The organism is Streptomyces sparsus, assembly GCF_054776295.1.
Map to the genome: position 1 here is coordinate 1 of NZ_BAAHCA010000523.1, position 3,460 is coordinate 3,460.

Here is a 3,460-nt window from a genome sequence, read left to right on the forward strand (position 1 = left end):
CTCGACGCGGCGCTGCCGCCGGTGGTCCGGCGGGAGGCCGAGGCCGACTTCGAGCGGTGGCGCGGCCGGGGCCCGCACAACGCGGACGCCCGGCCGTGGATCCGGTCCGCGCTGTGGCACGTACCGGTCCGCTGGTTCCTGATGTTCGAGGACGGCGAGCGGGAGTACGGCAAGGCGTCCGAGGGCCTGTCGCTGCGCTACCGGACCCCGATGGTGCAGGCCCGTCGCCGTCTCGCCCGCTCACTGAAGCTCTTCCGCACCGAGCTGGGCGAGGGGGTGCTGGTCGACGGCCTGATAGATGTGGGGCGGTGGCTCGAGGAGTTCCATCCCCGTTCGATGGTCGAGCTGGACTACGGAGGACTGGTGCACACCATTCCCGAGGAGCAGCTCGCCGTCGACCGCTCGGCTGCGGAAGCGGCCGAGGGGGTGGCCGCTCTGCGTGACGGGGACACCGACCGGGCGGGTGAGCTGTTCGAGGTCCTGACCGAGCGCTGGAGGGCGGTGCGGGAGCGCCAGTTCGCCAGCTGACGGCCTCCGGTGCGGTGCCGCGCGGCTGCGGGGCCCCTGGGTCGTGCGAGGCGCCTGAGGGTGGCTGTGCGCCGTCGGACGGGGTGGGACCTTGGTCCCGATCCGGGCGATTGCCTCAAGCGTGATAGATCGCACTAAACCTCATTCAAAGAGGCCCTTGCCCTCAAGCCCACTCCTCGTGTCAAAATAGGACAAGGAGTCCGGCAAGGTCTCCTACCGTCCGAACTTGGGCGGACACTTCGGTATTGCCTGCCTTGTTCACTCGGTGCCATCTGGTCATGGTCTGTGACGGAATGTCACGGGCGGCTGACTGTCCGTTATGGCATGTTCCATCGGCATCCGTTGAGGTTGAACACCTGAGAGGGCAATTCCATCGGTTTGGCCGACGAGGCTGGACAGATGGTGTAGTTGTAGTGCCGAGGACAAGCCGTTCGTCCTATAACCGACTCGGCCTGCGTACGCCATTTCGGGCAACGCGGGTCAAGGTGCAGAATTTAGAGGAAAGAACCGTGATGGTTCGGTTCTCCCGAGGAGGCCGCTCATGACCGCTCGCACCCCTGATGCCGAGCCGCTGCTGACCCCGGCTGAGGTTGCCACGATGTTCCGCGTGGACCCGAAGACGGTGACGCGGTGGGCAAAGGCAGGCAAGCTCACGTCGATCCGCACGCTCGGAGGGCACCGCCGCTACCGCGAGGCGGAGGTGCGCGCTCTTCTTGCGGGCATTCCGCAGCAGCGCAGCGAGGCCTGAACAACCGCATAACGGGCGTCTCCGGCCCCACCGGATGCGCCAGGCAGCACAAGACGTCCGAGTCCGTGTCCCCCCAGGGCTTGGTCGTCAATCGCGTCGGACTCCGCCGGGTCCGACGCGATTTTTTTGCGCCCGCGTACCCCTTCCGTCCGTCGGTCGCCGGGACGGGCGGGGCCGTTTCGACGACCACCGGACGGAAGAGGCGCGCGGCCGACCGCCGGGTCGGGAGGACCGGGCCGCTGCGTCCTCGGGCTCGCGGGGTGACGGAGGGTGTCCGTGCCGGGCGGCAAACGCTCGCCGCGGCGTCACCCGCACGGGGCTCCGGGGGCCGTCTCCCGGTCGTTCCGTGTCACTCGGAGGGGTCGTTCCGGAGATCGCGCGGACCCACCGGAAGGGGGTGCAATTGCACATATTAAATTGACCCGGTGTAGGAACGGGATAAATTCCCCCGTCTCCACAACCAGTTCGGTGACTCCCGTCACAGGTCCGTGTGCTTGCCGAGTGTGCCGGAACTACGGTAGTAGGGACGCCAACAAGCGGCAGCCCCGCGCTTGTTCCAGCTTCGCACCCGGACAGGGGTGCACGGCACCGCTTTTGTCATCGACGTGCGGGACTTCGCCCCCCGGCGGAACCCACGGACTCAGCGGGGGCGGTGGAGCGGGTGGGGCCCGCGGCGTGGACGGATCGGGCCGGGGCGTCCGGTACGCCGTCCGCTTCCGGGGGCTGCTCCAGGGCGAGACGCTGCAACCGGTGGCAGATCCGGCACCGGCGGGCCGTGTGGCCGTAGCGAGCGGCAGCCGACAGATGTGCGCGCAGCAGGGCGCCCGTCGCATGCCGCGGGGGCTTCGGAGTCGTCGGCACGGCGACCACCTCCTCCCAGCAGAGGTACTCGCGCAGCGGCACCCCGTCAAGACGCCGCGTACCCGCACCGCCCTCCCGCAGCGGGCCCGGGGGCCTGCCGGGGAGCCGGCGGACGCAACAAGAAGGGCCCGCACCCTTTCGGATGCGGACCCTTCTGTCGTGCGGTCCTGACGGGATTTGAACCCGCGGCCTCCACCTTGACAGGGTGGCGAGCACTCCAAACTGCTCCACAGGACCTTGCGTTGCGACCCGTTACCGCCGGGCGCGAACCAGACTCTACAGCAGGTCAGGGGCGCATAGCCAATCCGTTCGCGCCCACCCCGCACAGCACCGGCGCCGAAGCCGGCGCGAGCCTCGCGCGGCACCTGAGTGCGGGCCGTCGGCGCTGGTCAGCGAGGTGTGGGCACAGCCGCGTCCACCGCCTTCACGATGCGCTTGTCCGACACCGGGTACGCCGTGCCGAGCGCGTGCGCGAAATAGCTGACCCGCAGCTCCTCGATCATCCAGCGGATCTCCCTGGCCTGCTCCGGCACCGGCCGGCCGGGCGGGAACTGCTCCAGCAGCCACGCGTACTCGTCCTGCATCTCCTTGACCTTCGCCAGCCTGGCGCGGTCCCGCTCGGCGTTGTTCGGCAGCTGCTGCAACCGCCGGTCGGCGGCCACCAGGTACCGCAGCACGTCCTTCAGCCGCCGGGCGCCGTGCGCGGTGACGAAGCCCGGGCAGACCAGCGCCGCCAACTGGGCCCGGACGTCGGTGAGCGACGGCACCAGGACCATGCTGTTGCTCAGCGGCGGCGCCTTCATCCGCCGCTCGCACGCCTGCCAGGCCGCGAGCACCTCCTGCACCTGCCGAACCGTGCGCAACGTGGTGTCCACCACGTCCGACCGGACCGCGTCGAACAGCTTGCGCCAGGCCTCCTCGTCCCAGGCGGGACCGCCCCTGGCCGCGACGAGCTGGTCGACGGAGGCGCTCACGCAGTCCTCGAACAGCTTCTGCACGCTGCCGTGCGGCGAGCGGGACAGCGCCAGCTTCTGCTGGTTCGTCAGCTTGGACTGGGCGAACTTGGCCGGGTCGGAGGGCAGGTTGAGCAGGATCAACCGCCGCGTGCCGCGCCACATCGCCTGCCGCTGCTCGTCCTCCGAGTCGAAGAGCTGCACGGACACCGAGTCGCCGTCGTCGACCAGCGCCGGATAGGCCTTCACCGGCTGTCCCGCCCGGCGGGTCTCGAACGTCCGGTCCAGGGTGCCGATCGTCCACGAGGTGAGCCCGCTGCGACGTGCCGGGGCGGCCTGCTGCCGCCCGCCCCCGCCGGCCCCCGCCCCC

General features: G+C 70.0%; 3 protein-coding genes, 1 tRNA gene and 1 pseudogene. 2 read left to right on the plus strand and 3 right to left on the minus strand.

What is annotated here, in order from left to right:
• A pseudogene (locus ACYVE9_RS19595) lies at positions 1 to 528 on the plus strand (hypothetical protein); the annotation flags it as partial.
• A 541-nt stretch (positions 529 to 1,069) separates the two neighbouring features.
• Positions 1,070 to 1,276, plus strand: a complete 207-nt coding sequence (gene bldC / locus ACYVE9_RS19600; protein ID WP_003949541.1) for a developmental transcriptional regulator BldC — start codon at positions 1,070 to 1,072, stop codon at positions 1,274 to 1,276.
• A gap of 597 nt (positions 1,277 to 1,873) precedes the next feature.
• On the opposite strand, the gene ACYVE9_RS19605 is transcribed toward bldC, so the two are convergent.
• The 3 genes from ACYVE9_RS19605 to ACYVE9_RS19615 form a co-directional block, all read right to left on the minus strand.
• The gene (locus ACYVE9_RS19605; protein ID WP_461029187.1) at positions 1,874 to 2,179 is read right to left on the minus strand and encodes a DUF6274 family protein; all 306 of its coding nucleotides are present in this window, start codon (positions 2,177 to 2,179) and stop codon (positions 1,874 to 1,876) included.
• Positions 2,180 to 2,299: 120 nt separating this feature from the next.
• Positions 2,300 to 2,374 (minus strand) — tRNA-Asp (locus tag ACYVE9_RS19610).
• Positions 2,375 to 2,526: 152 nt separating this feature from the next.
• Positions 2,527 to 3,460: DUF3418 domain-containing protein (locus ACYVE9_RS19615; RefSeq protein WP_461029188.1), on the minus strand; the 934-nt coding region annotated here is incomplete at its 5' end.